This is a genomic window from Arthrobacter sp. 01T428 (assembly GCF_056398685.1).
Window position 1 is genome coordinate 103,051 of sequence record NZ_JBFTPW010000001.1, and the last position, 25,013, is coordinate 128,063.

At 64.4% G+C, this 25,013-nt stretch carries 20 protein-coding genes and 2 tRNA genes; 15 read left to right on the top strand and 7 right to left on the bottom strand.

Going from position 1 to position 25,013, the window contains the following annotated elements:
• Nucleotides 1-15: 15 nt before the first annotated feature.
• Nucleotides 16-1,200, bottom strand: a complete 1,185-nt coding sequence (locus tag AC1DJB_RS00470; protein WP_441432609.1) for an acyl-CoA dehydrogenase family protein — start codon at nucleotides 1,198-1,200, stop codon at nucleotides 16-18.
• Between the two features lie 91 nt (nucleotides 1,201-1,291).
• Between AC1DJB_RS00470 and AC1DJB_RS00475 the strand changes: the two genes are divergently transcribed.
• From AC1DJB_RS00475 to AC1DJB_RS00510, 8 genes are all read left to right on the top strand, one after another.
• Nucleotides 1,292-2,776, top strand: a complete 1,485-nt coding sequence (locus AC1DJB_RS00475) for a sensor histidine kinase (protein ID WP_441432608.1) — start codon at nucleotides 1,292-1,294, stop codon at nucleotides 2,774-2,776.
• The gene (locus tag AC1DJB_RS00480; protein ID WP_059387283.1) at nucleotides 2,773-3,447 is read left to right on the top strand and encodes a response regulator; all 675 of its coding nucleotides are present in this window, start codon (nucleotides 2,773-2,775) and stop codon (nucleotides 3,445-3,447) included. Before AC1DJB_RS00475 ends, AC1DJB_RS00480 begins: the two co-directional genes overlap by 4 nt.
• A gap of 21 nt (nucleotides 3,448-3,468) precedes the next feature.
• Nucleotides 3,469-4,131 carry an MOSC domain-containing protein gene (locus tag AC1DJB_RS00485; RefSeq protein WP_441432607.1) on the top strand — a complete coding sequence of 221 codons (663 nt, stop codon included), beginning with the start codon at nucleotides 3,469-3,471 and terminating at the stop codon, nucleotides 4,129-4,131.
• Between the two features lie 440 nt (nucleotides 4,132-4,571).
• A complete protein-coding gene (locus AC1DJB_RS00490) occupies nucleotides 4,572-6,761 on the top strand; it encodes a DEAD/DEAH box helicase (RefSeq protein WP_441437830.1) in 2,190 nt (729 codons plus the stop codon).
• Nucleotides 6,762-6,887: 126 nt separating this feature from the next.
• Nucleotides 6,888-7,250, top strand: coding sequence for a LysM peptidoglycan-binding domain-containing protein (locus tag AC1DJB_RS00495; protein WP_441437829.1), 363 nt, complete (start codon nucleotides 6,888-6,890; stop codon nucleotides 7,248-7,250).
• Between the two features lie 118 nt (nucleotides 7,251-7,368).
• A tRNA-Thr gene (locus AC1DJB_RS00500) sits at nucleotides 7,369-7,440 on the top strand.
• Nucleotides 7,441-7,502: 62 nt separating this feature from the next.
• Nucleotides 7,503-7,579 (top strand) — tRNA-Met (locus AC1DJB_RS00505).
• Between the two features lie 473 nt (nucleotides 7,580-8,052).
• Entirely contained in the window at nucleotides 8,053-8,526 is a 474-nt protein-coding gene (locus tag AC1DJB_RS00510; protein ID WP_441432604.1) for a DUF805 domain-containing protein, read from the top strand.
• 1,184 nt (nucleotides 8,527-9,710) lie between these two features.
• Here the strand turns inward: AC1DJB_RS00510 and AC1DJB_RS00515 are convergent.
• Entirely contained in the window at nucleotides 9,711-10,652 is a 942-nt protein-coding gene (locus tag AC1DJB_RS00515) for a LysM peptidoglycan-binding domain-containing protein (RefSeq protein WP_476909832.1), read from the bottom strand.
• Between the two features lie 554 nt (nucleotides 10,653-11,206).
• On the opposite strand from AC1DJB_RS00515, the gene AC1DJB_RS00520 reads away from it, so the two are divergent.
• Nucleotides 11,207-11,863, top strand: a complete 657-nt coding sequence (locus AC1DJB_RS00520) for an NAD(P)H-binding protein (protein WP_441432602.1) — start codon at nucleotides 11,207-11,209, stop codon at nucleotides 11,861-11,863.
• A gap of 88 nt (nucleotides 11,864-11,951) precedes the next feature.
• On the top strand, nucleotides 11,952-13,523 hold the full coding sequence (locus AC1DJB_RS00525) for a Na+/H+ antiporter (RefSeq protein ID WP_441432601.1): 1,572 nt from the start codon (nucleotides 11,952-11,954) through the stop codon (nucleotides 13,521-13,523).
• A 63-nt stretch (nucleotides 13,524-13,586) separates the two neighbouring features.
• On the opposite strand, the gene AC1DJB_RS00530 is transcribed toward AC1DJB_RS00525, so the two are convergent.
• Nucleotides 13,587-14,792 (bottom strand): ROK family transcriptional regulator, encoded by a 1,206-nt coding sequence (locus AC1DJB_RS00530; RefSeq protein ID WP_306959004.1) that lies wholly within the window; start codon nucleotides 14,790-14,792, stop codon nucleotides 13,587-13,589.
• Between the two features lie 108 nt (nucleotides 14,793-14,900).
• On the opposite strand from AC1DJB_RS00530, the gene AC1DJB_RS00535 reads away from it, so the two are divergent.
• Nucleotides 14,901-16,595 carry a glycoside hydrolase family 13 protein gene (locus AC1DJB_RS00535; protein ID WP_306959003.1) on the top strand — a complete coding sequence of 565 codons (1,695 nt, stop codon included), beginning with the start codon at nucleotides 14,901-14,903 and terminating at the stop codon, nucleotides 16,593-16,595.
• Between the two features lie 105 nt (nucleotides 16,596-16,700).
• Nucleotides 16,701-17,666 carry an aldo/keto reductase gene (locus AC1DJB_RS00540; protein ID WP_441432600.1) on the top strand — a complete coding sequence of 322 codons (966 nt, stop codon included), beginning with the start codon at nucleotides 16,701-16,703 and terminating at the stop codon, nucleotides 17,664-17,666.
• A 108-nt stretch (nucleotides 17,667-17,774) separates the two neighbouring features.
• Here AC1DJB_RS00540 and AC1DJB_RS00545 read toward each other — a convergent pair whose 3' ends face one another.
• Genes AC1DJB_RS00545 through AC1DJB_RS00560 form a run of 4 tightly spaced genes read right to left on the bottom strand, consistent with a single transcriptional unit; the run spans nucleotide 17,775 to nucleotide 21,629 of the window.
• On the bottom strand, nucleotides 17,775-18,695 hold the full coding sequence (locus tag AC1DJB_RS00545; RefSeq protein ID WP_441432599.1) for a TauD/TfdA dioxygenase family protein: 921 nt from the start codon (nucleotides 18,693-18,695) through the stop codon (nucleotides 17,775-17,777).
• A 53-nt stretch (nucleotides 18,696-18,748) separates the two neighbouring features.
• Nucleotides 18,749-19,657, bottom strand: coding sequence for an ABC transporter permease (locus AC1DJB_RS00550; RefSeq protein ID WP_441432598.1), 909 nt, complete (start codon nucleotides 19,655-19,657; stop codon nucleotides 18,749-18,751).
• Nucleotides 19,657-20,580: an ABC transporter ATP-binding protein gene (locus tag AC1DJB_RS00555; protein ID WP_441432597.1), complete on the bottom strand. Its 924-nt coding sequence runs from the start codon at nucleotides 20,578-20,580 to the stop codon at nucleotides 19,657-19,659. Before AC1DJB_RS00555 ends, AC1DJB_RS00550 begins: the two co-directional genes overlap by 1 nt.
• A gap of 2 nt (nucleotides 20,581-20,582) precedes the next feature.
• Nucleotides 20,583-21,629 (bottom strand): ABC transporter substrate-binding protein, encoded by a 1,047-nt coding sequence (locus tag AC1DJB_RS00560; RefSeq protein WP_284991056.1) that lies wholly within the window; start codon nucleotides 21,627-21,629, stop codon nucleotides 20,583-20,585.
• A gap of 434 nt (nucleotides 21,630-22,063) precedes the next feature.
• Between AC1DJB_RS00560 and AC1DJB_RS00565 the strand changes: the two genes are divergently transcribed.
• The 3 genes from AC1DJB_RS00565 (at nucleotide 22,064) to AC1DJB_RS00575 (ending at nucleotide 24,975) form a co-directional block, all read left to right on the top strand.
• Nucleotides 22,064-22,927, top strand: a complete 864-nt coding sequence (locus AC1DJB_RS00565) for an HpcH/HpaI aldolase/citrate lyase family protein (protein WP_078108043.1) — start codon at nucleotides 22,064-22,066, stop codon at nucleotides 22,925-22,927.
• A gap of 306 nt (nucleotides 22,928-23,233) precedes the next feature.
• Entirely contained in the window at nucleotides 23,234-23,458 is a 225-nt protein-coding gene (locus tag AC1DJB_RS00570) for a DUF3188 domain-containing protein (RefSeq protein ID WP_059387331.1), read from the top strand.
• An 11-nt stretch (nucleotides 23,459-23,469) separates the two neighbouring features.
• The gene (locus AC1DJB_RS00575) at nucleotides 23,470-24,975 is read left to right on the top strand and encodes an FAD-dependent monooxygenase (protein WP_476909833.1); all 1,506 of its coding nucleotides are present in this window, start codon (nucleotides 23,470-23,472) and stop codon (nucleotides 24,973-24,975) included.
• Nucleotides 24,976-25,013: the final 38 nt, after the last annotated feature.

Genomic DNA, 25,013 nt, shown 5'->3' on the forward strand with positions numbered 1-25,013 from the left:
CCCCCGCGCGCGGAGCTAGCGGAAAGCCGGGACGCCCGTGATGTGCTGGCCAAGGATCAGCGTGTGCACCTCGTCCGTCCCTTCGTAAGTGCGCACGGATTCCAGGTTGTTGGCATGGCGCATGGGCGGGTAGTCCAGCGTGATGCCGTTGCCACCGAGGATGGTGCGCGCTTCGCGGGCGATCTTGATTGCCTCCCGCACATTGTTGAGCTTGCCCGCCGAGATCTGCTCCGGGTGCAGTTTGCCCGCATCCTTGAGCCGCCCAAGGTGCAGGGCGAGCAAGGTACCTTTCTGGATCTCCAGGACCATGTTAACGAGCTTTTCCTGGGTCAACTGGTAGCCGGCCAAGGGCTTGCCGAATTGCATGCGGCTTCCGGCATATTCGAGCGCGGCCTCGTAGGAGTCGCGGGCAGCGCCCATGGCACCCCAAGCAATGCCGTACCGCGCCTCGTTGAGGCAGGAGAACGGGCCGCGGAGTCCCATGGCACCCGGGAGGAGTGCCTCCGGACCCAGCCGGACGGCGTCGAACACCACATCGCACTGGATCGAGGCACGCATGGAGAGCTTCGCGTCGATGGGAGTCACGGCGACTCCCGGGGTGCCGGCCGGAACCAGGAAGCCCCGGATGCCGTCGTCGGTGTTTGCCCACACCACCATGACGTCCGCGATCGATGCCATCCCGATCCAGCGCTTCGAACCGCTCAGCACCCAGCAGGCGTCGTCGCCCGTCCCGTCGCGGCGGGCAAAGCTGGCCATGGACGACGGGTCCGAACCCGCCGTCGGCTCCGTCAAGGCAAAACAGCCGATCAGTTCGCCGGCAGCCATGCGCGGGAGCCATTGTTCCTTCTGCTCTTCGCTGCCCCACTTGTGGATCGCCGTCATGGCCAGGGAGCCTTGGACGGACACGAAGGTCCGGATGCCGGAATCGCCGGCCTCGAGTTCCATGGCGGCAACGCCGTATTCGACGGCGGTGCGGCCGGAGCAGCCGTAGCCCTCCAGATGCATGCCAAGGACGCCGAGTTCGCCGAGTTCCGCCGGCAGTTCCCGCGGGAACACCGCGTCCTCGTACCAGCGGGCGATGTTCGGCCGGATCCGCTGGTCCGTGAAATCGCGTACCTTCTCGCGAAGCTCCAGTTCCTCGGAGCCCAAGAGGGAATCGAGGGCAAGGACATCGGAGGTATCCGTCGTTGAATGGCTCATGCCAGCATCCTAAGGCCGGACATGTTCCCCGCAGCGTCCTGTAAGGACCGTCGGCGCCGGCGCGGCACCTGCGCCGTGCCAGAATTGAGCCATGGCCGCCGCGGATGTGAACGCAATAGGGCTGCAGCTACCGGCAGTCAAGGGAATCGGGCGACCCCGAATTCTGGCGGGCCTAGTCCTGGCCCTGCTGCTACCTTCTGCGATCGAAGTCGTGGTATCCGCGCTGCAATACCGGAACTTCGCCATGATCATGCTCTTCCAATTGGCCGTCTCCGCCGCCGTTGCCGCGATCGGCGGGTTGTGGCCGGCGGTGGTGTCCGCCGTCCTCGGCAGCATGCTCTTGAACTACTTCTCAGCCGATCCGGTGGGCTCCCTCTCGATCGCGGATCCTGCCACGCTTTTCACCCTGGTCATCTTCCTTGCCGTGGCGTGCGGCGTGGCGCTCGCCGTCGGTTTGGCGACCCGACGGGCCCAGGAAGCCGCGCATTCCGGAGCCGAGGCGAGGGCACTGAGCGAATTGGCCCTTCGTATCCTGAGCTCGGACGGCAGCCTCGAGTCGTTCCTGGACAAAATCCGCGTCAACCTCGGCATGGAAGCGATGACGCTGCTCTCCACGTTTGACTCGCCGGACGCCACCGGACCGGGTTGGAAGGTCCTTGCAAGCTCCGGGATTCAACCGCCGGTGACCCATGCGGCCGCCGACCATGCCGCCGTCGTCGATCGCAACTACACGCTCCTGCTCAGGGGCGGACCGCTCTCCGAACAGCACCGCCGCATGCTCGCCGCGTTCGGCGCCTTCGTGGTGGCCGTGCGGGAGCGCCAGCAGCTGGTCAAGAGCAGGCAGGACAACGCGCGCCTGGCGGAAGGCAACAAGATGCGGACCTCCATCCTGCGCGCCGTCTCCCATGACCTCCGCACTCCTTTGGCGGGCATCAAGCTTGCCGTCAGCAGCCTGCGCCAGGAAGACGTGACCTTTGCTCCCGAAGACGAGCGCGAACTATTGGCCACTATCGAGGACTACGCGGACCGTTTGGATCACTTGGTGGATAACCTACTGGACATGTCCCGTATCACCGCGGATGCCGTGAACCCGCTGCTGCGCGGACTGGGCTGGCACCAGATCCTGCCGGAGGCTTTACGCGGGGTGCCGGGGGAGCGCATACGCAACGAGCTACTGGCCAACCTTCCGTATATAGAGGCCGACGCCGGGATGCTGGAACGCGTTGTGGCGAACCTCGTGGAGAACGCGGTGAAATACGCGCCTGATTCCGATGTTGTGCTGGTGGCGCGGACCGGTGCGGGCATCATGGTGGATGGTCGGCCGGCCAGCGAACTGCGGGTGATGGACCACGGCTCGGGGATAGCGCCCGCGGCCGTGCTGGAGCTTTTCCAGCCTTTCCAACGCCTCGATGATTCTCCATCCAGCCGTGACGGCCGCAGCGGAATCGGCCTGGGACTCGCTGTCGCCAAGGGCTTCACCGAGGCCATGGGCGGTACGCTCATGGCCGAGGCGACGCCGGGAGGCGGGCTGACCATGGTGGTCACAATCCCTCTGTGGACGGGAGGACGGCCATGAGCCTCGTGCTGATCGTGGAAGATGAAGCCCAGATCGCCCGGGCAATGCAGATCAATCTCCATGCCCACGGCTACCGTGCCATCAGCGTCGGCAACGGCGCAGACGCACTCAAGGCGGCTGCCCAGCAGCCAGTGGACATCGTGGTGCTCGATCTCGGCCTGCCGGACATGGATGGCGTGGACGTGATCAAGGGAATCCGCGGCTGGAGCACCATGCCCATCATCGTGTTGTCTGCCCGCCACGGTTCGGAAGACAAAGTTGAGGCCCTCGATGCCGGGGCCGACGACTACGTGACCAAGCCCTTCGGCCTTGACGAACTCCTGGCCAGGCTCCGTGCAGCCTCGAGGCGGGCAGCGCCCCGGCATGAAGCGCCGACGCTCCAGACCGCCGACTTCCTGGTTGACCTGGCCGGAAAGAAGATCACCAAAGACGGCGCGGAAGTCCGGTTGACGCCCACGGAATGGAACATCCTGGAATTGCTGGTGCGCAACGCCGGACGGCTGGTCAGCCAGCAGCAGATCCTCACACAGGTCTGGGGACAGGCCTACGCCAAGGAGACCCAGTACCTGCGTGTCTATATTGCCCAGCTCCGGCGCAAGCTCGAACGCGACCCTGCGCAGCCCCGACACCTCCATACCGAGGCCGGCATGGGATATCGCTTCGATCCGTAGCTGCGTACGTAGACTGTAGTCATGGATACCGCATCGTTGCTTGCTGTTTGCCGGGTATACGAGCTCCTGCCCGATCCCGAAGGGTCGGTCGGAGTGACGGCCATTGACAAGCGCCCCGTCGAGGGGCCGGTGAAGGTCCACAAGCTGGGAATCCACGGAGACATCCAGGCGAGCCGGATCCACCACGGCGGCGAGGACCAAGCACTCTATGCGTACTCCCAGGCCGATGCCGATTTCTGGGCGGGTGAACTCCAGAGGGACATGCCTCCCGGGATCTTCGGGGAGAACCTCCGCGTTGCCGGAATCGAGACCAGCGGTGCCGTGATCGGCGAACGGTGGAAGATCGGCCTGGACGTCGAAGTCGAGGTCACCTCCCCGCGTGTGCCGTGCGCGACTTTCCAGCGCCGCATGAACGAACCACAGTGGGTCAAGCGCTTCACGGAAGCCGGACGCGTCGGCACCTATCTGCGCGTGGTGAAGACCGGCTCCATTTCGGCCGGTGACTACATCCACAAGCTGTTTGTGCCCAAACATGGCATCACGGTGGGGCAGTGGTTCAGCAACCCCAACCTCGATGACATGCAATTGCTCCTCGACGCCGAAGCCGACGGAGAAGTCCTGCTGCAGTCCGACTACCACGACACCTTCGAAAAGCTGATGCGCCGCAACGGGGTGGATGCCTGAAGCGGCCGTTGAGCGGACAGCCGGGAAGGACGTCCTGAGGGGCGGCCTTGACGGCGCCGGTGGCGGGTTTGTGCGCAAGCTCACCGCCGCCGTCGACCGTTATGTCGCCAAGGGACTCATCTGTGCCCTACACTTGAACTATCCCCCACTCCGGAAATCCCTTTTTCCTGCCCAATTCTTGAGGCAGGACTGGTCAGTGTTGGGGCCCGCAAAATGTGTGTGGGCAGTTTCATAGGGAGAGCCGGGCGAAGAAAACGCTGTACAGACTGCTGAGATAGCAGCCAAGAGATGCAGCGGGAAGTCCTGCCATGGGATTGCGACAGCGCCGGACTTCTTGCGAGCACCAGAGCCTTCGGGTTCTTTTGCCCGCAACGTGTACTGCGGCCAAGCCCAACCGGGCCGCGCCGACTGGCCCCCTATGGATGAGGAAACTTTCCCCTATGCCCGAAAACCTGAACGACCCGTTCGTCGCCGAGTCTGCTGAAGAAGCAGAGACCGCCGTCGAGATCGCCGAAACCGCACCCGCCGAAACCGCCGCACCCGCCGCTGAGTTCATCGAGGCTGCAGCGCCCGTTGAGGCCCCGGCCGAGGCACCCGCCGAGGCTTCCGCCAAGGCCCCGGCTGCAGTTCCGGCCGAATCGCCTGTCGAAGAAGAGGAAGAGGGCATCCGCTTCGTCGACCTCGGAATCGACCCCCGCGTCCTTGCGGCCCTGCAGGACGTCGGCTACGAGAAGCCGTCTCCGATCCAGGCAGCAACCATTCCGCTGCTGCTCGAAGGCCGCGACGTCGTCGGCCTCGCCCAGACCGGCACCGGTAAGACTGCAGCATTCGCAGTACCGGCACTGTCCCGCCTGGCCGAACTCCACGACCTGAACGGCCCGTCCCGCAAGACGCAGGCACTGGTCCTCGCTCCGACCCGCGAGCTTGCGCTCCAGGTTGCCGAGGCCTTCACCTCGTACGCCAAGCACATCGATGACTTCACGGTTCTCCCCGTCTACGGTGGCTCCGCTTATGGCCCGCAGCTTGCTGGCCTTCGCCGCGGTGCACAGGTTGTTGTGGGTACCCCGGGCCGCGTTATCGACCACATCTCCAAGGGTTCCCTGGACCTGTCCGAGCTGCAGTACCTCGTCTTGGACGAAGCCGACGAAATGCTCCGCATGGGCTTCGCCGAGGACGTTGAGCAGATCTTCCAGCAGACCCCGGAAGACCGCCAGGTTGCGCTGTTCTCTGCCACGATGCCGGGCCAGATCCGCCGTATGTCCAAGCAGTACCTGAACAACCCTGCCGAGATCTCGGTCAAGTCCAAGACCACCACCGGCGCCAACACCCGCCAGCGGTACCTGCAGGTCATGGGCCCGCACAAGCTCGATGCCCTGACCCGCATCCTCGAGGTGGAAGAGTTCGACGGCGTTATCGCCTTCGTGCGCACCAAGATGGCTACCGAGGACCTGGCTGACAAGCTGAAGTCCCGCGGCTTCCAGGCCGCCGCCATCAACGGCGACATTCCGCAGCAGCAGCGCGAACGGACTGTCGACGCGCTGAAGGAAGGCCGCATCGACATCCTGGTCGCCACCGACGTCGCGGCCCGTGGCCTTGACGTTGAGCGCATCAGCCACGTGGTCAACTACGACATCCCGCACGACACCGAGTCCTACGTCCACCGCATCGGCCGTACCGGCCGTGCAGGCCGTAGCGGCGACGCCATCCTCTTCATGACGCCGCGGGAGAAGTACCTGCTGCGTTCGATCGAGAAGGCCACCCGCCAGCCGGTTGAGCAGATGCACCTGCCCACTGCCGAGACGGTCAACACCTTGCGCCTTGGCAAGTTCGCGGACAAGATCACGGAGACCCTCGAGTCCGAGGACGTTGCCGCGTTCCGCGACCTGATCTCTTCCTACGAAGAGGAGCACAACGTTCCGGCTTCGGAGATCGCAGCTGCACTGGCCGTCATGGCACAGGGCGGCCAGCCGCTCCTGGTCAAGGAACTGCCGGCTGCACCGGAATTCCAGAAGCGCGAGCGCTCCAAGGACGGCTTCGGTTCCCGTGGCCCGACCCGCGCCCTGACCGAGGGCAACGCCACCTACCGGATCGCCGTCGGACGCCGCCAGCGCGTCATGCCGGGTTCGATCGTTGGCGCCATTGCCAATGAAGGCGGCATCTCCTCGGCACAGATCGGCGGCATCGACATCCGCTCGGACCACTCCCTGGTGGAGCTCCCGGCAGACCTGAGCCCCGAGCAGTTGCGTGCCCTGTCCCGCACCCGGATCGGCGGCGAGTTGATTCACCTCGAGCTGGACAACGGCCGCAAGCCGGCCTCTGACCGTGGCGGCGAGCGTGGCGGTTACTCCGGAGGCAGCCGCGGCGGCGACCGTGGTGGCTACTCCGGTGGTGACCGTGGCGGAAACTTCAAGGGCAACGGTGGCTTCAAGAAGGAGTTCCGTAAGACTGAAGGCGACCGTGGCGGCTACTCCGGTGGCGAGCGCACTTCCGCTGATCGCGGCGGCCGTTCCTACAGCGAGCGCAGCAGCGCCGGTACCGGGACGGGCAGCTACGCCGACCGCGGCGCACGCAAGCCGCGCACTGGCGGCGACGCGGGCAACCGCGATTTCAACCGCAAGAGTAAGTGGTAAACAGGACTAGTTCCTGGGTTTCTCGCCAGAGGCCGGCTTTCGAGCCGGCCTCTGGCCGTTTAACGGTGGCCCCACTTTAACGCCCGCCCAGGTTCCGCGCTTGCCCGGCTGTGGAAAGCTAGGTTCATGGGATTCCTCGATGGGTTGAAGAAGAACCTCGGCTTCGAGAAGGCCGAACACAAGCCGGCTGGACGGCCGTCTGAGGCCCCACAGGAGGCCGCTGAAGCCTCAACGGGGGAGACGGTCCAAAGCCCGGGTCCGGAGCCGTCAGTGGAGGCTCCCGTGGCGCCCGGCCCCGCACTGCCCGACGCCGGTGCTTCCGCCGCCAACGCAGGGCCGGTCACGGAAGTCGTAGTGGAGACCGACGATACCCTCAGCGGCATCGCCATGCAGTTCGGCGTCGACTTGGATGCCCTGATCGCCGTGAACGCGGACACCGTGCCCAACCCGGACCACATCTACCCTGGCCAAGTGCTCCGACTGCCCTGATGCGGACGCTCTTCGGCTCAAGAAACCGGGGCGGATGCAAATTGTGTCGGCGCCGTTTTTCCCTGTCCCGCAGCCGATTTGTGGCCTGCGAAATCGTCCGGTAGAGTATTTACTCGTTGCCCCCCTAGCTCAGTGGTAGAGCGCGTTCTTGGTAAGAACGAGGTCACCGGATCGATTCCGGTGGGGGGCTCTGAATGAGGGCCTGTGTCAAGGCGGTTTTTGACCGGCTTGACGCAGGTTTTTCTCATTCGTGGCGGTGTAGCTCAGTTGGTTAGAGCGCACGACTCATAATCGTGAGGTCGGGAGATCGAGCCTCCCCACCGCTACCAAGTAAAACCCCCGGAATCCGCGAGATTCCGGGGGTTTTTCGTTTTCGGCGCTAGCTGATGGACGCCAAGGTGTAACCACTCCCGCGGCGCACACCGCACAACGGCCTCCGCGCGTTTGGAGCCCCCGCCCCTGCATCTTAGGCCGGCCGGGCCCGGTGTTGGTCCAAGTGAATTAGAGGAGAAATCTGGGCGGTAGCCACAAGGCCACTGGGTGCTTGCCGTAAAGATTTCGTAAAGATCGTGACGAAATGGCGCTACTTGCCGATAGTTTCGGACGCGCCGCCATCTGAGGTTTCCCCCAATTCTCGGGTGGTGCGCATCTAGAAAGATGGCCCGCCGCCTGTGGTTCCCCCAATTCTCAGGCGGCGGCGCCCTTCGAAGATGTCCAAGTCCTATGCACGGAACTCAACGTGGGTACGGCGCGTCGTAACTCGCGATCACCCTCGAACTTACTCGTCTATTTAGGAGATCCATTGTCGTACCAGCAGCAACAAACCACCCAGTTTGGCAGCGCCATTCCGCTTTGGGCCCCGTACTATGGTGCACCGATCGGCGAGGCAGCACGCCGGTTCGTCAAGAAGTACGCCACGTTCACCGGCCGGGCCAGCCGTAGCGAGTACTGGTGGTGGACCCTCATCTCGGTTGTCGTCACCACCGTGCTGAACATCGTCATGTCCGTAGCTGGCTCCGCGGGTGCCACCGTCAATGACTCCGGAGCTATGGTCCCGGGTCCCGGGGCGATGGTCGGCGTCATCCTCCTGGTCATCTGGGGTCTGGCAGTCATCGTCCCGTCTCTGGCCCTCACTGTCCGCCGCCTCCACGATGTGAACTTCAGTGGCTGGATGATCTTGATCGGCCTGGTCCCGTTCCTCGGTGGACTGGCGCTGCTCGTCTTCACGATCCTGCCGTCCAAGCCGGAAGGCCAGCGGTTCGACGTCCCCGCCTAGCTCCAAATCACAGGACAACCTGAAGGGTCATCGGCCGTGATGCCGGTGGCCCTTCAGTGTCTTCCTCGATTGAGTTTTCTGCCAGGCAGCGACGAACGAAACCCATTGGGTGGGCGTGGAGGGCGCAGCGGCCGGCGCGTCATCGCGCGATACTGGCCCGCATCTCCCGCGCACGGAAGGGCTTGGTGATGAAGCCGTCCGCTCCGGAGCCCATCCGCCGGCCAGTGAAGCCTGCCCTGTGCCTTCGCGAAGCCCGCAAGTTTGCTGGGCACTTGCCGTAAAGATTTCGTAAAGATCCTGCTGAAAAGCTGAGAGCGCGCGCAGCCTGCCGATAGTTTTTAGAAGCGCCGCCACTTGGGTGTCCCCCAATCCTCAGGTGGCGGCGCTTCTTGAAGATCACGGCCAGGGCCTCAGTTACCTGAGCAAAACAGATTCTTCCATAAGCATGTGGCGCCTGGTTGGCGCGCGAGCTGACAGTCTTAGTGAAATCTTGATCTTTTCTTAGTGTTTCCTTGAGGTTCACCCTGTAGTGGGCCGGTTTCGTCTGTCGGCCATCTCAAGCTACGATCAGGAGGTTGTCCGGACCGAAAGGCATCCCTGCTCGTGGATTTTGGCCGCTTTCTCATTGACCTTGTGGTCTTCGTTGGCATCACAGTTGTGCTGATGTGCTCGCTCCACCTGCTCGTGCTGTGGCGCTCGAAGCGGAAGTACAGGAAGCTCTCGCGCCCGGAGCCACGGGCACTTCCGGGCCACGATGCCGGAGCCCGTCCGGAAAGGCGAGGTCCGGCACGCATTCGCGACCAACCGGCGACTGTCAGTGGCGGCCAAAGGCCATGACAATGGCTACTATCGCCGCGACGACCAGCACCGTCGCAACCCAGATCCATTGCTGTCCGTCCAAGTTCGCCCCAATCTCAGGTCTTGATCCAGTCTCCCAAACCGGAGGTTGTTGAGCGAGGTCTTGTGGGGAAGATCGAAAGCCCACCCTTGCAGAAGCAGGCCGGAAGCGTTCAGCTTCCGGCCTGCTTTTTCAGCCAGGAAGGGAGTCCGGGTGCCTCCCTTCCTGACCTTCTTTGAGAAGCGATCCCGCGCAACACCCCGACGACACGCCCTCTACGGGGCCTTCTAAAATTCAAAGAGGGTCAGGAAGGGCGCTCGCCCAGCCCGCGCCGACGGGAGCGCCCTTAGTTCAGCGCGATGACCAGCATCTGGTTGGTGCCCGGGATGCACGTCTGCAGTATCGCCCGGGGGAAGCCGCCGAATACTGCTGCGACGTTGTTTGTCGTCCCGCCTTGGGGCACCTGGCCGCGAGCTGTCACGGTGTATGTGCCGTAACCGGGAATGCTCACCGTCTCGCCGACGCCGATACCCGAGAATCGTGCCCACCCGCCGCAGAAATCATGTTCTGTAATGAAAAGCGAATAGGCGTCCGTGGGAGTGAAATGGATCGGGCCAATGCAACTGTCCACAGCCGCCTGGCCGCCGGAGCCCGCAACATAGATGGTCCGCACCGCCGGAGCCGGAGCCGGAGCAGGCGCGGGCGCAGGCGCCGGAGCGGGGGCCGGTGCCGGAGCGGGTGCCGGAGCCGCGTCAACCGGCGGCCCGGTCAGCTTCAGCACCTGGCCGGGCACGATCACGGAATACGCACTGAGCCCATTGGCTGCCAGCATCGCATCGACGTCGACGCCGAATCGGGCGGCTATCGAGCCAACGGTGTCGCCGCTGACCACCGTGTAGGCGTTCGTGTCGGGCGCCGGAGCAGGCGCAGGAGCAGGAGCGGGTGGAGCAGCGGCTGCGACCGGCGCCGCTGCAGGAGCTGACGGCGCGACAGCGGCTGGTGCCGGTGCCGGCGTGGGACTGTCAACCGGCGTCGGACTGGCAACCGCCGGGGAAGGTGCGGCAATCCCGGCTGCCGAACCGACGTGCGTGGCGTTTGCAGCGCTCGCGCCTGGGGCAAGGACCTGTGTGTAGTTCTGCATCGTCACGGCCGCAATGGCGACCACCGCCACAATTGCCCAAGTGGCTATTGATGCCTTGTACCTGGTGACAGTTCTTACCCCCGCGGATATCAGGGCGAGGACGCTGCCTCCACTGATCCCGCCGTGTCTGTACTCCTGCTGATACATGTCGAATCCCCGTAGCTCATCGTTTCTGGGGCCGGCCGGTTGGCGGCCCCGGGAAGTGATACGCAGGCGCAGGGGATGGCGCTCGTTGAGACCCTTTTGCTTAAATGCGCAGCACTGAGGAAGCCCTCATTTCCGCCCATTTCGAATAGATCCATCAACGGGATGTAACCCGGTTATTTGGATAAGTCCATCAATGAGATTTATGAAATGAGGTATTCCTTTTCCTGCTGCAGGTGATTTGAGTGTAGGAATGGGTAATTCGCTCCACACGAGTGGGTGCCACTTGCTTTTATTTCCGGCTGGCCACCAAACACTCGCAAGTCTTCTTCGGCGTCGGGACGGGTGCCCCCAAGGCCCGGACTTCCGGCCTTTTGGCAGGGTGGCGATCTTGTTTAAACTAAGTCTACTTAGTAATCAGTAGTCAGATTTGTCCGGAGAACTGACGAATTCAGCAATGGGCTCCGCAAATGCGGAGCGGCGATTTTCCGGGAATTCATCCACCGTCTGCGGGCGGGCTTGGCCGCTTCGCTTGACCACTGCGACAGAATGGGTCCATGAGTCGAATCGCAATCATCGGCGGCCACGGCAAGGTGGCCTTGCACCTGTCCCGCATCCTGAGCAACGAAGGTCACGCGGTCACTTCCTTCATCCGCAATCCGGAACACGCGCCCGAGGTCGAAGTGACGGGTGCGGCCCCGGTGGTGCTCGACGTCGAGAATTCGACGACGTCGGAGATCGCGTCGGCGCTTGACGGCCACGACGCCGTGGTGTGGTCCGCGGGGGCAGGCGGAGGCAATCCGGAACGCACCTATGCCGTAGACAGGGATGCCGCCATCCGGTCGATGGATGCCGCGGCACAATCCGGCGTGGCCCGCTATGTGATGGTGTCCTACTTCGGCGCAGGACCCAGCCACGGCGTTCCCGAGGACAACAGCTTCTACGCCTACGCGGAGGCCAAAGCCGCGGCGGACGAGTACCTGCGCGCTACTGATCTCGACTGGACGATCCTTGGCCCGGGTGCGCTGACCAGCAATCCGGGGTCTGCGCTCATTGAGGTAAGCCCCGCGGACCCGAGTACCGGGACGGAAACTTCACGGGCCAATGTTGCCTTGGTGGCTGCCGCCGTCTTGGAACTGCCCGAGACTGTCCGCCGCACCATCGAGTTCAGGGACGGCTCAATGCCGGTGGTGGAGGCTCTCACCGCGTCCTAACCGCGCCCCGCCGGGATATGTTGGTAGGGCTAGTCCCTCGGCAGGCGCCCGGGACGCCGCCGCTACGACGTCTGGGGAAATCGGGAACATGGACCAGTTGGCTCTCATTGTTGGACTGCTTCTTGCAACGGTCGTGGCCGTGGGCCTGGGGGACCGCTTGCGGCTCCCGTACCCGGTGCTGATGCTCTTGCTGGCTGCGGCTATGACCTTCATTCCGGGCTTCCCGGACTTTGATCTTGCGCCTGAACTGATCCTCCCGATCTTCCTTCCGCCGCTGCTGTTCGCAACCGCCCAGAAGAGTTCCTGGGCCGTCTTCCGGGTCCGGTGGCGGACGCTTCTGCTCATGGCTGTGGCGCTCGTCGTGGTATCGACGGCGGTTGTTGCCGGTGCCGCGTGGCTCATGATTCCGGGGATCGGCATTCCTGCGGCGATCGCACTCGGTGCCATGGTGGCCCCGCCGGACCCCGTCGCGGTTGAATCCGTTGCCGGACGCGTCCACATGCCGCGCAGGCTCATCACCGTGCTGCAGAGCGAGGGCTTGTTCAACGACGCCGCCGCGATCGTGATCTTCCAGGCCGCGGTGGCGGCGACGGTTTCCGGCACCAAGCTGGGTGCCGGCGTCGTGCTCCAATTCGTCATCGGTGCTGCCCTTGCCGTCATTGTCGGCATTGCGATGGGCTGGTTGACGAGGCTCATCACCCAGCTGGTCACCTCCATGGTGGCCCGCAGCGCCGTGACCCTGGTGATTCCCTTCGCTGCCTACATCCTTGCGGAAGAGCTGCACGCCTCGGGAGTGATCGCCGTCGTCGTCACCGCCCTCGAAACGCAGCGGCACGCGCGGTCCCAGGACGCCGCCGAGCGCGTCACCCGCACCGCCTTCTGGGACGTGGTGGAACTTCTCGCCACGGGCCTGGCGTTCGGCCTTGTGGGGCTGGAGATCCGGCATGTGATCCGGGACGAAGGGGCGGCCATATATGGCATGATCGGCCCCGCCGTGGCGGTGTGCGTGCTCGTGTTCGTTGTCCGGTTCGCTTGGCTCGGGCTTTTGGCAATCTCGGCCCGCAAGCGGAAAAACCTGCTGCAGCCGGCCTCGCCCAAGGAGGTCCTGATCCTGACGTGGTGCGGCATGCGCGGCCTCGCGACGCTGGCCCTCGCCTTGGCCCTTCCTCTGACTATCGCAGAGGGCAGCGACTTCCCTGCCCGCCACGAGATCCTGGTCATCGCCTGCGCGGTACTGCTGGCCACCCTGGTGCTGCCGGGGCTGACCCTTCCGTGGCTCATGCGCGTGCTCAAGGCGTCCGAAGACGGTTCGCACGAAAAGGATGCCGCGCGGCTCCTGGCCAAGCGCGCCCAGACCGCCGCCATCTCCGCACTGAAGGAACACGATCTGATGAAGGAGTTGCCGGCGGACAAGGTGGCCCTCGTCAAGGAAAAGATGACCCGCCTGCATGCCGAGTTGCTTGACGGGACATTGAAGAACGAGTCGGACGCCGAAAAGGGACAGCGCGGCAGGGAACTGGCGATCGCGGTCCAGACCATCGCCCTCGACGCCGCGCGCCAGGAAGTGGTCGCCGCGCGGAGCGAGCCCGGCATGGATCCCGAGGTCGCGGACAGGGTCCTGCGCCAGCTGGACCTCCGCACGATGGCGATGCCGGAATAGCCCCGGGCGCCTAGGACGCCGACGAGTGCGCCGACGGGAAACCCGGTCAAGCCGTCGAAGAGCCTAGGCCCGCCTCAACACCAGATCCAAGGAGTTCTTCTCCACGCGGTCCAGGGCATGGCGCACCGCGCCGACACCCACAATCGCATCGCCCAAAGGGGACGCGGCCAACCGCGGGGGAGTGGCTGTGTAACTGGCCAGCTTCCGGGCGGCAGGCTCAAGAAGGACCGACGCCGAATCCGCCACCGCGCCGCCGATCACCACGAGTTCCGGGTTGAGCAAAATGGCCACCGTCGAGACCACCCGGGCCAGTCGGTCCGAGAGCCGGTCCAGGATGTCCAGCGCAACCTTGTCACCCTGGGCCGCAGCGGCGAACACGTGTTGGGCCGTCACCTCGCCGCCCGGCGCGGCCGCGGTCCGCAGCGTCGTTTTCGACTCTCGCGCCAGGGCTTCTGCCGCCCATAGCCTGGCAAGCGCGGCGAGGCCGTCGGCGGAGCCCACGCCCTCGACCATGTCCAGATAGGCCATTTCACCCGCGCCCCCGGCAGTACCGTGCAGCAAACGGCCGGATTCCACCAGGCCCGCACCGAAACGCTCCCCGGCCAGGAGTACGGCCAGGTCCTGGACGCCGCCGCCCGCACCGCGCCAACATTCGCCCAGTGCCGCCAAGTTGGCATCGTTCTCCAGTACTACCTCCCATCCGTGGAGATCGTGCAGGGCCTTCTTCAGCCCGACGTCGAACAGGCGCCAGAACGGCTGGCTGACGAGGATGTTTCCGTCGCGGCCCACCGGGGCGGCGAGCCCCACCGTCACCGCCAGGACTTGGTCCGGCGCCACTCCGGCAGCCTCGAGGGCGAGCAGCGCGGTTTGGCTGATCACCCCGATCCGTTCCTCCGCTTCGATCTCCCTTCCGCGGAATGGCTTGCTCGCCCGCCCGACCGTTTTTCCGCGCAGATCGGCCACCACCACAGTGGTCTTGAGGACGCCGACGTCGATCCCCAAGACGCAACCGGCACTTTCGTCGAGTTCGAAGCGCCGTGCGGGGCGGCCCTTCTGGTACGCGCCGAAATCGCGCTGGTTCTCCAACTCGCGGATCCAGCCCCGGGCCATGAGGTCTTCGCATACGGAAAGGGTGGTGGCGCGGGTCAGTCCGGTAGCGTCCATCAGCTCCGAAACGGTCACTGCGTTGGAGGAACGGATGACCCCGAGCACGGTGGCCGCGTTGAAGCGCCGGAGCATCTGCGGAGTGGCAGTCGCGATATCAGGCATGGCTGTTGACCTTCTGTAGGTATGCGTCACATAATACTTGAGGTACTAAATTTAGATTCTAAATAAAAGTCCCATCCATCGAAGCGTCGACACAGAACAGGATTCCCTTTGTCCTCCACCGCCACCATGGCAACTCACAACGACTCCGAGCGCATGGCCGATCCCAACTGGTGGCGCCAAGCGGCTGTCTACCAGATCTACCCGCGCAGTTTTTCGGATGCGAACGGCGACGGACTGGGCGACATCAAGGGCATTACCGCCAAGGTTCCTTACCTGAAATCCCTCGGCATTGACGCCGTCTGGTTGAGCCCGTTCTACCCCTCGGCCCTGGCTGACGGTGGTTACGACGTCGATGACTACCGCAACGTGGACCCCAAGCTGGGCACCCTTGCAGACTTCGATGAGATGGCGGCCGCACTGCACGCTGCGGGCATCAAGCTGATCGCGGACATCGTCCCGAACCACTCCTCGGACAGGCACGAATGGTTCAAGGAAGCGTTGGCGTCACCGAAGGGCTCGGCTGCCCGTGAACGCTACATCTTCCGCGACGGCCTGGGCGAGAACGGCGAGCTGCCCCCGGCGGACTGGGACTCGATTTTCGGCGGCCCGGCCTGGGAGCGCATCACCGAACCGGACGGCACCCCGGGACAGTGGTACATGCACATCTTCACCAAGGAGCAGCCGGACTTCAACTGGGACAACCCCGAGGTTCGTGAAGACTTCCTGAAGACCCTCCGCTTCTGGTCCGACCGTGGCGTGGACGGCTTCCGCATCGACGTCGCCCATGCCCTCACGAAGGACCTGCCGGAGGTCCTGCCCTCCAAGACCGAGCTGCCCAAGGAAGGCGAAAACGCCTTGGGTGAGCACCCGTTCTGGGACCGCGATGAGGTGCACGAGATCTACGCCGAGTGGCGCAAGGTCTTCAACGAGTACAACCCGCCCCGGACGGCCGTCGCCGAAGCGTGGGTCCACGCGGACCGCCGCGCCCGCTACGCCAGCCCCGAAGGACTGGGCCAGGCGTTCAACTTCGACCTCCTCCAGGCCGATTTCGACGCCGAACAGTTCCGCACGATTATCACCAAGAACCTCGGCGAGGCCGCGGCATCCGGTGCTTCGTCCACCTGGGTTTTCTCCAACCACGACGTCGTTCGGCACGCCACCCGCTACGGCCTGCCCGCAGGCGGCGGCCGGGACGGCCTGGGCCAGGACGGCAAGCAATGGCTGCTCGACGGCGGTTCGGCCGCCGAGGTCGACGCCGAACTCGGCTTGCGCCGCGCCCGCGCAGCGTCGTTGCTCATGTTCGCACTGCCGGGTTCCGCGTACCTGTACCAGGGCGAAGAACTTGGCCTGCAGGAAGTCGGCGACATCGCGGCCGGCCAGCGCCAGGACCCCGCGTTCTTCCGCAACCCGGGAGTGGACGTCGGCCGGGACGGCTGCCGTGTCCCGCTGCCGTGGACCAGTGAAGGTTCCTCGTTCGGTTTCGGCGAGGGACATGCCCACTTGCCGCAGCCTGAATGGTTCGCGGGCTACGCAGTGGAGGCGCAGGACAACGTTCCCGGCTCCACGCTTGAGCTGTACCGCAAGGCCCTGGAACTGCGTTCGGAACTGCGGGCGGCCGAGGACCTTGAATGGATCCCCTCCGGCAACGAGTCGGTGTTGCACTTCGCGCGGCCCAACGGCTGGCAGTCGGTGACGAACTTCGGCACCGAGCCGGTGGCACTTCCGGAAGGCACCGTCGTCGTGAGCAGCGCACCGCTCGACGGCGGCAAGCTCCCGGCAAACACGACCGCCTGGATCGTCTAACCCGCTAATCCGCACCCCCCTACCCAACTGGCCCGCAGTTAACGTCGTTTTGAAGGCTGTAAACGACAACAACTGCGGGCCAGTTGCACGTGAAAGAGTTGGAAAATGACTGCACAAAGTGAAACAGCCGCGGGCCGGCTCATCTACGGCTGCATGGGCCTTGGAGGTCCCTGGGAAGGCAGCGAATACGCAGCTGCCGAGATCGAGCAGGCCGCGGCCGCGATCGAGGCCGCCATCGGCATCGGGATCACCCTGTTCGACCACGCCGACATCTACCGCACCGGCAAGTCCGAGGCCGTCTTCGGTGAAGTCCTGGCTCAGACGCCGGGGCTGCGGGATAAAATCCAGCTCCAGACCAAGTGCGGAATCCGGCTAAGCCAGCCTGGGGTCGACGGACACTACGACCTCAGCAAGGACGCCATCCTGGAGCGGGTCAATGGAAGCCTGGAACGGCTGAGGACCGACTACGTCGACGTGCTGCTTCTCCACCGCCCCGACCCCCTGATGGAACCCGCGGAGGTGGCGTCCGCCGTCGGGCAACTCATGGCGGAAGGCAAGGTGCGGCAATTGGGCGTGTCCAACATGTCGGGCGCGCAGATCGCTTTCCTGCAGGACCGGCTGGAGGTGCCGATCGTGGCCAACCAGCTGGAAATGAGCCTGCACCGGCGGGCATGGCTCGAGAGCACGGTCCTGGTCAACCATGATGATGCCCTCGGCTACAGTTTCCCGCACGGCACTTTGGAACACTGCGTCGCGCAGGGGATTGAGCTGCAGGCTTACGGTTCCCTCGCCCAGGGCCGGTACACGGGCTCGACGCCGGATGCCCCGACTGCCGCGGACGCTGCGACTTCCGCTCTTGTCGCCGAGCTTGCGGAAGCAAAGGGTGTCACTCCCGAGGCCGTGTTGTTGGGGTGGCTCATGAAGCATCCGGCACGCATTTCCCCGGTGCTCGGCAGTTCCAACCCGGCGCGGATCGCTGCCTGCGCGGACGCTGCCGCCGTTGCCGCAGCCATGACGCGCGCCGAGTGGTATGGCCTGTGGGTGGCTGCGCGGGGCAGCAAGCTCCCCTAAAGCGCGTTAAACCCAACTAGCTCGCATTAGATGTCGTTATGAGCCCTGAAAACGACATTAAATGCGAGCTAGTTGGGCTAAGGCAGCTACAACAGCACATGCGTGCTACTACAGCGGCGCGACAACTGAGTAGGTGCTCGAGTCACCTTGGATCGACTGGCTCGGCTTGCCGTCCACGCCCACCGGGATGTCGCCGGCGATAGTCACTCGGTTGAGCTTGCGCGGCTGGCCGTCGTAGTTGTCCGGCGCGTAGTGCTGGGTGATGCGGTTGTCGAAGAGCACCAGCTGGTTCGGCTCCCAGTTCACGCGCACCACGTTCTCCGGACGGGTGACGTAAGCCTGGAGCAAGCGGATGATGTCCTTCGACTCGGTGTTGGACAGCCCCACGATCCGAAGGCGCTGCGCGAAGCCCCCAATGAACAATCCGCGCTCCCCGGTCAGGGGATGGACACGCACCACGGGGTGGGCGGTTTCGAACTTGATTCGGGTGAATTCCTTGCGGCGCTCATCGGCGTTCTCATGTTCCAGGTTCTTCGGCACCGAGTAGTCGTAGTCGTTGGTGTGGACCGCCCAGAGCGTGTCCGCGAAGTTCCGGAGCTCGTCCGGCAAGTCGGCGTACGCTCCCGCCGAAGAAGCAATCAGGGTTTCGCCTCCATAGGACGGAAGATCGATGCTGCGCAGAGTGGAAGCCTGCGGCGGGTTGACCACGAATGTGACGTCGGTGTGCCAATTGTTGGCGGAACCGTTCTCGCTGTCCACGGGCAGGACGTTCTCTTCGCCCTCCACGGAGGCCACGGTCGGATGGGCAGTGGTGAGCGGGCCGAAATGGCTGGCGAATTTCACCTGGGCCTCGTCGCTGAGGATGTTGGCCTCCCGGAAAACGAGGGCCTTGTGTTCGTTGAGCGCGGCCCGGATCTGCCCCACGGTTTCCGGGGAGAGATTGCCGCTAAGGTCGAAGCCGCGGATTTCGGCGCCGATCCGGGATCCGAGCTTGGCGAATTCGAGTTTGGTTTCGGTAATGATGGACATTTTTGTTCCTTTTCTGTTGTGACTTGGTTGTGACTAGATGGATGGATTGACGGTCAGGACCCGCTCCCGACGGCGGTCCGCCAGCGGGAGAAATGCCGTTCCAGGGCTACAAGGAGGAAATTCACGGCCAAGCCCAGAAGGGACACCGTGAGGATGCCGGCGTACATGTCCGGGATGAGGAAACTGCTCTGGGCATTCACGATCAGGTAACCGAGCCCGGCCTTCGCCCCCACCATTTCCGCGGCGATCAACACCAGGATGGAGGCTGTGCCGGCCATGCGGATTCCCGTGAAAATGGTGGGCACCGCGGAAGGCAGGATCACTTTGCGGAAGAGCGAAAGGCTTGAGAGGCCGAGCGACTTCGCGGCCCGGATGAGCAGCGGGTCCACCGTCTTCACCCCGGCGATCGTGTTCAGCAGGACCGGAAAGAACGCCGCGTAGGCCACGATGCTGATCTTGGACTCCTCGCCGATCCCCAGCAGCAGCGTGAACACAGGCAGCAGGGCAAGCGCGGCTGTGTTCCGGAACAGTTCCAGGAGCGGGTTCAGCACCGCATTGAGCCGCCCGTACCAGGCGATCAGCAAACCGAGGGTTACGCCAGCCACGAGGGCTGCGCCGAATCCCGTCACCGAACGGGTGAGGCTCGCGGCCAAATGCGCCTGGATGGTGCCGGATTCGAACAGCTTCCCCCATGCTTCCAGGACCACGTGCAATGGCGGCAGGAATACCCGGGTCGAGGGGCTGGCCAGATATGTCGGCCCGAGTTCCCAGAGAGCCAGGAAGGCGATGATCCCCGCGGCCTTCCACAGGCCGGAACCGGCGCGGGCGGCTGCGGTCCGCACAAAGGCGAGAGTCGCCGTCGTGTTCCAACGCACCGTCTCCGCCGGACCGGAGTGCCCGACGGCGGGAGCTTGCTTGGGTGCGGCGCTCGCCGCGGGCTGTTGCGTGAGAGTCGTGGTCATCAGGCCGCGCTCCTTTCGAGTGTTGTTCCCGGGACTTCATCCGGGGCCGTGCCGTCGGGCAGGATCTTGCGATGGCCGGCATCCTGGGCAAGGCGGACTTCGTCGTGCAACAGGGTCCAGACCTTGTGCCGCTGTTCGACGAAGGCGGGGTGCGAGCGGATGTCGTCCTCGCCGTCGCGGTCCGGGATGTCCACGTCCACGATTTCCTTGAGCTGTCCGGGCCGGGCGCTGAGGACGGCGACGCGCTGCCCCAGGTACACGGCCTCGTCGATGCCGTGGGTGATGAAGACGATTGTCTTGCCCGTGGCCCGCCAGATCCGCAGGAGTTCGTCCTGGAGTTGTTCACGCGTCTGGGCGTCCAACGCGGCGAAGGGTTCATCCATGAGGAGCACATCGGGCTCGTAGGCGAGGCTCCGGGCAATGGCCACTCGCTGTTTCATGCCGCCCGAAAGCTCATGCGGGAAACGGTCCTCGAAGCCCGCCAAGCCAACCAGTTTGAGGTATTCGCTTGCCTTGGCGGCACGTTCGCGGCGGTTGAGCTTGCGCCCGTCGGTTCCCTTGCCTTCGAGTCCGATCGACACGTTGGCCGACGCCGTGCGCCAGGGGAAGAGTGCGTACTGCTGGAAAACCACGGCACGGTCCTTTCCGGGTCCCGTCACTGGCTGGCCGTCCACCAATACCTCGCCGGAGGTGGGCGTGGACAGGCCAGCCAGGAGGTCCAGCAAGGTGGTCTTGCCGGAACCGCTGGGCCCCACCAAGGTGAGGAATTCGCCGTCGCGCACGTCCAAGCTGAGGGAACTAATGGCGGTCAGTGTGGTGGGCTCTTTCGCGCCTGGCTTGCCTGTCGCGCCGGCCCTGCCGCCTTTTCCGGGGCGGACGGTGAATTGCTTGGTGACATTTCGGAGGCTGATTTTGGCGGTCATCACTATCCCTTCGCGGTACTTGGGGTTGGGGCGCTTGCTGCGAGATCGTTGAATTTGTTGGTGTAGTACTTCGACGGTGTGAGGTCGTTCTTGACGATCCCCGAGCTCTTCAGCCACGCGGACCAGCGGGTGAAGTCCTCGTCCTTGATCACGCCGTTGTCGGGGACGCCAGGGCTCTTCCAGTACTGCAGGTTCGCGGTGCTCTCATTGCGTCCGCGGGCGTCGATGATCTTCTTGAAGCGCGCGATCACTTGGTCGCGCGGCGTCTCGGTCTCCCACTTGATGGCCTTGGCCACGCCCGTAGCGAAGATCCGGGCTGTGTTGGGGTTCTTGTCGATGAAGTCGTTGCGGAGCACGTACTGCCCGCCGGCAAAGGTGCCGAAGAGTTCATAGTCGTTGAAGAGCGAGCGCAGTCCACCGGCGGCAACGGCATGGTCCTGCAGGACCCCGCCCAGGCTTCCAACATCCACCTGGCCGCGGCGTACGGCTTCTTCGGTGTCGTTGGGCGCGAGCACTACCAGCTGTACCTGCTTGATTTCGTCCTGGCTGAGGCCGTTCTTGCTGAGGTAGGTGTTGATGACGGCTTCCGAATGTGCGCCCAGGGTGTTGACCGCGATCTTCTTGCCGATGAGGTCCCTGGCGGTCTTGATGGGGCTGTCCGCCTTGACGTAGAAGCCGTTGAAGGTCTTGGCATCTTCGCCGTAATAGTTCACGACGGCGGTCACGGGAGCCCCTGCCTCGATCAGCTTCACGACGGCCCCGGCGAACGCGCCGCCGAAGTCGGTCTGGTTGGTGGCAGCCGACTGGATGTCCTGGGGGCCGCTGGTGGTGTTGCCTACCCAGTTGAGTTTGATGTCGCCCAGGTAGCCAAGGTCCGCCGCCAGTTCAGGGAGGCCGACGTTGTTGGCCGAGCCTTGGTAGCGGAGTTCTTTGACTTCGGCTTGACCGGCTGTTTGGTCTCCCGCTTGGGCATTGCCGCCGCAGCCGGTCACCGTCAGCGCAAGTACGACGGCGGCCGCGACGCTTAGCAGGGGCTGGTGCAGTTTCATGGGAGCTACTTTCTGGGGAGTGGAATTCGTGGGTCCGGACCTGTTCTGGAATAGACCGAACTGCCGGTGGGAACGATGTAAGCGCATGTCCACTGGTCAGGGGAAGCCCGGCAGTAACCCTCGGAAACGCCGGGAAACCGGGGGCAATCCGGCGAAATCCCCGCGCAACTCCGGGCAACAGGGGGACACATTTCGCCCTGCGTCGCTGGGTTGAGCTGGTTTGAGCTGGTTTGAGCTGGTTTGAGCTGCGGGCTCCCCAAAGCGCGCCAAACCCAACTAACTCGCATTAGATGTCGTTTTGACGGCTCATAAGGACAACAACTGCGAGTCAGTTGGGGGCGGGGCCTCCTGTCACAATCGTTTTGTTCGTATTGATGCTCACACCGGTGCCCGATTCTTAGCGTTCCCGGCGGCTGGCCGGATACGGTAGATACATGACGTCTAGCACCGCCGCCGAGTCCATTCGGTCCACCCGCAACATTCCCGCCGAGATTGCACGCTCCTGGCTCCTCGTGAACGCCATGAAGACGGAGCTTTTCGACCAGTCGGCCTCATCGCGTGCGGACGCCATCATCCTTGACATCGAAGACGCCGTGGACCCGTCCCAGAAGGACATTGCCCGCGAGAACGTCATCAACTGGCTGACCGCCGGCGGCCAGGCATGGGTCCGCATCAACGACGCCACGAGCCCGTTCTGGGCCGATGACCTCGCCGGACTGCGTGGCACGCCCGGCCTGCTGGGCGTCATGCTGGCCAAGACCGAGTCCGCGGACCAGGTCACCGAGTCCTTCCACCGCATGGACGGCAAGACCCCGGTCATCCCGCTCGTGGAGTCGGCCCTCGGCATCGAGGAAGCCAACCACATCGCTCGCGCACAGGGTGCCTTCCGCCTCGCCTTCGGTTCGGGCGACTTCCGCCGGGACACCGGCATGGCCGCCACGCCGGAAGCGATGGCCTACCCGCGTGCCAAGCTCGTCGTCGCCAGCCGCGTGGGCAACCTGCCGGGCCCCATCGACGGCCCCACCGTCGGCACCAACCACCCGATTCTGCGCGAGCAGACCGGCATTACGGTGACCATGGGCATGACCGGCAAGCTCTGCCTGGCCATTGACCAGACCACGGTCATCAACGAGGTCATCAGCCCGACGCCGTCGGACGTCGCTTGGGCCACCGACTTCATGAACGACTTCGAAGCCAACGGCAGGGTCATCCGCGACGGCTCCGACCTCCCGCGCCTGGGCCGCGCCGAAAAGATCATGAAGCTTGCCGTTGCCTTCGGGGTCCAGCCCTCCCTCTAAGGGCTCCCTCCGACGCTAGAGCTCCCGCCGACGCTAGCTCACTTACATCCGGTTTTTTCAGGACGCTCGCTCACTTTTGACGGCAATTCCCGAAACCCTCCTGCAGATGATCTGCGCGAGCGTTGGTGGATTGGCGGCCATAGGTGAGCGGGCGTCCGCCCGCGACTTGCCATAGGTGAGCGGGCGTCCGCCCGCAACCGCTTATTTATGAGCGGGCGTCCGCCCCCAACCGCTTATTTGTGAGCGGGCGTTCGTTGGTGTTGGGTCCTGACTCGACGCTTCTGACAAGTGCCCTAAACTTGGGGGGTGCTGAACGAATTCTGGGCCACGGCCTCTACCGCCTACAAGACGCTGGTTTTCAGCGCGATGGGGCTTATCGCCGTCGGGATCATCCTGACGATTATCGGCAACACCTCCCATAACCAAGGCCTTGCGCTGACGTCATTGTTCGTGATCGGGCTCGGCCTGGTCCTGCATGTCGTGGGCATGGTGGTCCGCGGACAGCAGGTCCGCAAGGGCTTGAAGAAGTAGCCTGGCGGAACATGGCGATGACCAAGCATGCGGTGGTAATCGCCGGAGGAGGCCCCACAGGGTTGATGCTGGCGGGCGAACTGGCGTTGGCCGGCGTCGACGTCGCGATCGTCGAGCGACGTCCCAACCAGGATCTCGCCGGATCCCGTGCAGGCGGTTTGCACTCACGCACCATCGAGGTCCTCGATCAGCGCGGAATCGCTGATCGCTTCCTGTCCGAGGGGCAAATAGCCCAGGTCGCGGGGTTCGGCGGCGTCCGTTTCGACATCAGCGACTTTCCCACCCGGCACAACTACGGGCTCGGGCTGTGGCAGAACCACATCGAGCGCATTCTGGCGCGCTGGGTCGCCGAGCTGACCGTGCCGATCTATTACGGACGCGAGGTGACCGGTTTCGCGCAGGACGCTACCGGCGTCGACGTCGAGTTGTCCGACGGCGGGCCGTTGCGCGCGGAGTACCTCGTCGGGTGCGACGGCGGCCGCAGCCTGGTCCGCAAAGCAGCCGGCATCGAGTTCCCCGGATGGGATCCGACCACCAGTGCCCTGATCGCCCAGGTCGAGATGGCCGAGCAGCCGCCCTTGGGCGTCCACACCAATCCTTTCGGTATCCACTCCTTCGGCAAGCTGGATTACAAGATTCTCGACGGCAAGGTGGTCTACGCGGATGGCGGGCCCGTGGGGGTCATGGTGACCGAAGAGCACATCGGACCCACCACCGAACCGACCCTCCAAGACCTGAGCAACGCGCTCATCGCCGTATGCGGGACGGATTACGGGGTCCACAGTCCTATCTGGATCTCCAGGTTCACCGATATGACCCGGCAGGCCGCAAGCTACCGCGACGGACGGGTCCTGCTCGCCGGCGACGCGTCGCACGTTCATGCGCCCGACGGCGGACAGGGCCTCAACACCGGCGTGCAGGATGCCGTGAACCTGGGATGGAAGCTGGCCCAAGTGGTCAAGGGGACATCGCCGGAAAGCCTCCTCGATAGCTACCATGCCGAGCGCCATCCGGTGGCCGCCCGCGTGCTGCGCAATACGATGGCGAGTGTCGCGCTTCGCCGCCCGGACGACCGCACGAAGGCTGTGGGCGAGGTCATGGCCGAGCTGCTCGGCATGGAGGAACCGCGCAAGCGCTTCGCCGCGATGCAATCCGGCCTCGACGTACATTACGACGTCGGCAATGGGCACCCGCTGCTCGGACGACGCATGCCCGATCTCGACCTCGTCACCGCGGACGGGCCGATTCGCGTCTTCAGCCTGCTGCACGATGCCCGGCCGGCGCTCCTCAACCTCGGCGAACCCGGCACCATCGACATCACACCCTGGGCAGACCGTGTTCAGCTGATAGATGCCACATACCTTGGTGCGTGGGACCTTCCGGCACTCGGCGAGGTCAGTCCTCCTGCCGCCGTGTTGATCCGGCCCGATGGATACGTGGCCTGGGTGGGAGACGGCACCCAAGCGGGCCTTGCCGACGCGCTCACCAGATGGTTCGGACCGCCTGCCTCGGGGTAGCGGTCCGGCTCTACGTACCGGCTCCCGGGCCGATAGGG